This window comes from Nocardiopsis sp. TNDT3, assembly GCF_003427465.1.
Classification (GTDB): Bacteria; Actinomycetota; Actinomycetes; order Streptosporangiales; family Streptosporangiaceae; genus Nocardiopsis; species Nocardiopsis dassonvillei.
In genome coordinates this window covers 1-5,567 of sequence record NZ_QPFC01000421.1, presented here as the reverse complement: position 1 = coordinate 5,567, position 5,567 = coordinate 1, and the positions used below count along the sequence as shown (strand labels likewise).

2 protein-coding genes are annotated in these 5,567 nt (G+C 77.4%); one reads left to right on the top strand and one right to left on the bottom strand.

Translation table 11 applies throughout. The features are described 5' to 3' along the window. The first annotated feature begins 87 nt into the window (after positions 1-87). Positions 88-975, top strand: a complete 888-nt coding sequence (gene sigJ, locus DQW06_RS11100) for an RNA polymerase sigma factor SigJ (protein ID WP_013151715.1) — start codon at positions 88-90, stop codon at positions 973-975. A 106-nt stretch (positions 976-1,081) separates the two neighbouring features. Here the strand turns inward: sigJ and DQW06_RS11095 are convergent. Next, positions 1,082-5,567 (bottom strand): ATP-dependent helicase (locus tag DQW06_RS11095; protein ID WP_117198400.1); only part of this gene is annotated, 4,486 nt, incomplete at its 5' end.

The window sequence follows — 5,567 nt, the reverse complement described above, 5'->3', positions numbered from 1 at the left end:
GAATGTGACCGGGCGGACGCGGTCACATTCTCGGCGGCGGAATCGTCAGTGTGACGGCACCCGAGAAGGCGACGTAGAGAGGCGATCATGGACGAGAGCGACTTCCTGGCCGAGCGGTTCGAGGAGCACCGCGTCCACCTCCGGGCGGTGGCCTACCGCATGCTCGGCTCCCTGGCCGAGGCCGACGACGCCGTCCAGGAGGCCTGGCTGCGGCTCGCCCGCTCCGACACCGACGGGATCGGCAACCTCGGCGGCTGGCTGACCACGGTCGTCGGCCGGGTCTGCCTGGACATGCTGCGCTCGCGCACGCAACGCGGCGAGACCCCCTTGGAGGCCCGTCTGCCGGACCCGATCGTGAGCGAACCGGCCACCGACCCCGAGCACGTGGCGCTGATGGCCGACTCGGTCGGGTTGGCCCTGCTGGTGGTCCTGGAATCGCTCAACCCGGCCGAACGGCTGGCCTTCGTCCTGCACGACATGTTCGGCCTGCCGTTCGAGGAGATCGCCCCGATCGTCGACCGCACCCCGGCCGCGGCCCGCAAACTCGCCAGCCGCGCCCGCGTCCGCGTCCGGGGGGCCGCCCCCGAACCCGACCCCGATCCGGTCGCCCAGCGCCGCGTCGTGGACGCCTTCCTCCGAGCCGCACGCGGCGGCGACTTCGACGCCCTGGTGGCCGTTCTCGATCCCGACGTCGTGCTGCGCATCGACGGCGGGAACGCGCTGCCCGGCGGTATGAGGGTCCTGCGGGGCCGGGAGGCGGTGGCCGGTCAGGCCGCCACCTTCCACCGCATGGCCACCCTCTCGACCAGCCGTCCCGCACTGGTCAACGGAAGGGCCGGTCTGGTCAACACCGTCGACGGCGCGCTCTTCTCGGTCATGGGGTTCACCGTCACGGACGGGAGGATCACCGCGATCGAGATCCTGTCCGACCCCGAACGCCTCGACGCCGTCGACCTCGCGGATCAGGGGAGCTGATCCGGCCCGCCCCGGCGCCGACGCGCCGGCGCCGGGAGCGGCGGGCGGGAGGCCGGGCCCCGGACGGGCCGTCCTCCCCGCCCTCGCCGGAGCGGGGCCCGGAGCCTCAGGGGCGCAGGCGCAGCCCCTTCGGGGTCACGTGGAACCCCGCCGCCGCCAGGGCTGCGTCCACCGGCGTCGCGAACACCTCGGCCCCGTCGGCGCGCTCCACCGTCAGCGCCCCCGCGCGTCCGTCCCGCACCGCCCCGGCCAGGGCGCGGGCCGCCCGCTCCAGCAGGGCGGGCGGCGAACCGAAGGTCAGCACCGAGCGGCCGCCCCGCCCCACGTACAGGGTCAGCCGACCCCCGTCGACGACCACCAGGGAGCCCGCCGACCGGCCCGGCCTGGCCTGGGCGTCCCCGGGCCAGGGCAGGTCCGTGCCGAACGGGTTCGCCGGGTCGGTCGCCGCCAGCACCACCGGTTCCGCCGCGCCGCCGGAAACCGCGCGCAGCCGGTCCACGGCGCCCGGCAGCGCGAACTGGGCGCCGCCCAGCCCGTCCACGAAGTAGCCGCGGCGCACCCGGCCCGACTCCTCCATCGTCCTCAGCACCCGGTACTCGTCCGGGGAGATCCGCCCGCCCTGGTAGCCGCGCACCAGCACGCCCCGGCGCTCCAGCCGAGCCTCCAACCGCGCCAGGACCCGCCTGGTGGGGTCGCCCTCCCGTTCGGGCAGGGCCCACCACCGACCCGCGGCTGCGGGCGGTCCCGACCGGGTGGGCAGCACCGGACGCGCCAGCCGCCCCGCACGCGAGGGCGCGCGGCGCGGGGCGGCCCCCGAGCCCAGCACCGCGCGCAGCGGGGCCAGGGTGTCGTTGGTGACACAGCCCGACCACACCAGCTCCCACAGCGCCGCGACCAGCTCCGCGTCCGTCACGGCCGAGCCCCCCGACGCGCCCGCCACACGGTCGGCGACGTCGCGGAAGAACAGCGCCCCGCCCCCGCGCAGCGCCTCCAGCACCGCGTGGGCCGTGGAACCCTCCCTCGGCGGCACCGGTTCGGGCAGCAGCAGGGCCGCCTCGTCGGCCGGGGCCAGGCACACCCACCCGTCCTGCCCGGGCAGCGCGCCCGCACCGGCCCACACGACCTCGCCCGCCTGTGTCAGCTCGTCCAACCGCCGGGGCGCGTAGTCCTCCACACGGGAGGGCAGCACGAGGGTCTCCAGCGCCGACGCCGCCACCGTCGCGCCGCGCAGCGACTCCACGGCCTCGAACACCGCGTCCGGTCCGCGCCACCGCTCACCCGCGACGGCGCGCTGCCACAGCGGCGCGAACGCGGCCAGGGCGGTCTGCGCGACCGGCTCCACCTCGCTGCGCAGCCTCGCCACCGACCCGCGCCGCAGCCGCCGCAGCACGTCGGCGTCGCACCACTCGGTGCCCGTCCCCCCGGGCCGGAACCCGCCCTGGTGGACGCGCCCCAGCCGGGACAGCTCCCGCAGCACGCCCTCCACCACGTCCGCGCCGAGCCCCAGCCGCGCCGCCGCCTCCCCGGCGGAGAACGGCCCGTGCGTGCGCGCGTAGCGCGAGACCAGGTCGCGGGTCGGCGCCTCCACCGGCTCCAGGAGGGCCCCGGCGACACCGGCGGGCGGCCGCGCGCCCAGCGCGTCGCGCAGCCGCACCGCGTCCTCCACCGCGCACCAGCGCTCGGCGCCCGCCACGGCCATCCGCACCACCCGGCCCGCGGACTCCAGCTCCTCCAGCCACTCCCGCCGGGCTCCCCGGGCCCCGGCCTCCTCCGTGGTCAGCGGCCCCACCTCGCGCAGCAGGTCGGCCGCGCCCTCGGCGTCCCGGGCGCCCGAGCCGGGGGCGGTCCGCTGCAGCAGCGCGCCGACCTCCTCCACCACGCGCGGGTCGAGCAGCTCCCGCAGGTCCGCCTCGCCCAACAGGTCGGCCAGCAGCGAGGCGTCCAGGGTCAGCGCCTGCGCGCGCAGCTCGGCCGCGGGGGCGTCCCCCTCGTACAGGAACGCCGCCGTGTACTCCATCATCAGCGAGCGCGCGAACGGCGACGCCGCCTCGGTGCGCGCCTCCACCACCCGTGTCCGACGGGACCGGATGCCCTCCAGCGCCTCCACCAGGGCCGGCACGTCGAACACGTCCCGCAGGCACTCGCGCACCGCCTCCAGCACGATCGGGAACGACCCGTAGCGGCCCGCCACCGACAACAGGTTGGAGGCCCGCAGCCGCTGCTGCCACAGCGGCATCCGCCGGTCCGGCCGCTGGCGGGGCAGCAGCAGGGCCCGCGCCGCGCACTCGCGGAACCGCGCGGCGAACAGCGCCGACCCGGGCAGCTCCCCGGTGACCGCCTCCTCCACCTCCTCGGGGTCCAGCGCCACCAGGTCGGCCAGCTCGCCCGGCCGGTCCCAGCCCCCGGCGTCCGGCAGCCGCAGCACGATCCCGTCGTCGCCGTGCACGACCTGCGCGTCCGCGCCGAACCGGTCCCGCAGCCGCCGCGCCAGGGCCATCGCCCACGGCGCGTGCACCCGCGCGCCCAGCGGGGAGTGCACGACCGCGCGCCAGTCCCCGACCTGGTCGCGGAAGCGCTCGACGACCACGGTCCGGTCGTCGGGCACGTGCCCGGTGGCCTCCCGCTGCTCGGAGACGTACTCCACCAGGTTGCGCGCGGCCCACGCGTCCAGTCCGGCCCCCTCGGCCAGGGCCAGCGCCCGCGCCGGTTCCGCCGCGGCCAGCTCCCGGGTCAGCGCGCCCACCGCCCGGCCCAGCTCCGCGGGCCTGCCCTGCGCGTCGGCCTTCCAGAACGGCATCCGGCCCGGCCGCCCCGGCGCGGGGGAGACCAGCACCCGGTCGGCGGTGATCGCCTCGATCCGCCACGAGGTGGACCCCAGCACGAACACGTCGCCCACCCGCGACTCGTAGACCATCTCCTCGTCCAGCTCGCCGACCCGGGTGGGGGCCCGTCCCGGCGCGGGGTCCCCGTCCCGCCCGGTCAGGTGCACCCCGTACACACCCCGGTCGGGGATGGTGCCGCCGCTGACCACCGCCAGCCGCTGCGCGCCCGGGCGCGCCCGGAGCACGTCCGCCTCCCGGTCCCACACCAGGCGGGGGCGCAGCTCGGCGAACTCGTCCGAGGGGTAGCGGCCGGAGAGCATGTCCAGGACCGACTCCAGCACCGTGTCGGCCAGGTCGGCGAAGGGCGCGGCCCGCCGGACCAGGGCGGCCAGTTCGGACACCGGCCAGTCGTCCATGGCGGCCATCGCCACGACCTGCTGTGACAGCACGTCCAGGGGGTTGCGCGGCATCTCCAGGCGCTCGATGGCGCCCGCGCGCATCTGCCCGACCACCACGGCCGTCGCCAGCAGGTCGCCCCGGAACCGGGGGAGGAACACCCCGCGCGAGGTCTCGCCCACCTGGTGCCCCGCCCGGCCGACCCGTTGCAGGCCGCTGGCCACCGACGGCGGCGAGGCCACCTGCACCACCAGGTCGACCGCGCCCATGTCCACGCCCAGCTCCAGGCTGGAGGTGGCCACCACGCAGCGCAGCCTCCCCTGCTTCAGCTCGTCCTCGATCAGGGCCCGCTCGGCCTTGGACATCGAGCCGTGGTGGGCGCGGGCGACCACCGGCGGGCCGCCGCGGCTGTGCCCGGACTGGGCGATGACCTGGGCGGGTACCTCCTCCGGAGGCAGACGCCCGCCGTGCCGCTCGGCGTGCAGGTCGTTGACGCGGGCGCACAGCTTCTCCGCGGTGCGGCGTCCGTTGGTGAACACGATGGTGGAGCGGTGGGCCTCCACCAGGTCCAGGACCCGCCGCTCCACGTGCGGCCACAGGGACCCGCCGCCCGCGTCCCGGGCGTCCCCGCCGCCCTCCGTGCCGCCGGAGGGCCGGGTCGGCTCCGGGACGCCGGGCTCCTCCATGTCGGGGACGGGCACCACCACGCGCAGGTCCATGCCGGGGGAGCCGGGCGGGGCCACGACGTCCGCGCCGCCCAGGAACCGCGCCACCAGGTCGGGCGGGCGCACGGTCGCCGACAGGCCGATCCGCTGCGCCGGGCGGTCCAGCAGGGCGTCCAGCCGCTCCAGGCTCAGCGCCAGGTGCGCGCCGCGCTTGCTCCCCGCGAGCGCGTGCACCTCGTCGACGATGACCGTCTCCACCCCGGCCAGCCCCTCCCTGGCCCGCGAGGTGAGCACCAGGAACAGTGACTCGGGCGTGGTGATGAGCACGTCCGGCGGCCGGGTGGCGAGCCTGCGCCGCTCGGCGGCGGGGGTGTCGCCGGTGCGCACCCCCACGGTGACCGGGGACACCGCGTGCCCCCCGGCCTCGGCGGCGGCCGCGATCCCGGCCAGGGGGACGCGCAGGTTGCGCTCCACGTCGGCCGCGAGGGCCTTGAGCGGGGACACGTACAGCACCCGGCAACGGCGGGCGCGGTCCTCGGGGACGGGGGCCGAGGACAGCCGGTCCAGCGACCACAGGAAGGCCGACAGGGTCTTGCCCGAGCCGGTCGGGGCCACCACCAGGGTGTTCCTCCCGCGCTGGACCGACTCCCAGGCGCCGGTCTGGGCGGGGGTGGGGCCCGCGGGAAAGGCCCGGTCGAACCAGGCCCTG

What these genes read in the sequence shown, in the direction of transcription:
- sigJ (WP_013151715.1), top strand. Translation starts at nt 88, where the DNA reads ATGGACGAGAGCGACTTCCTGGCCGAGCGGTTCGAGGAGCACCGCGTC.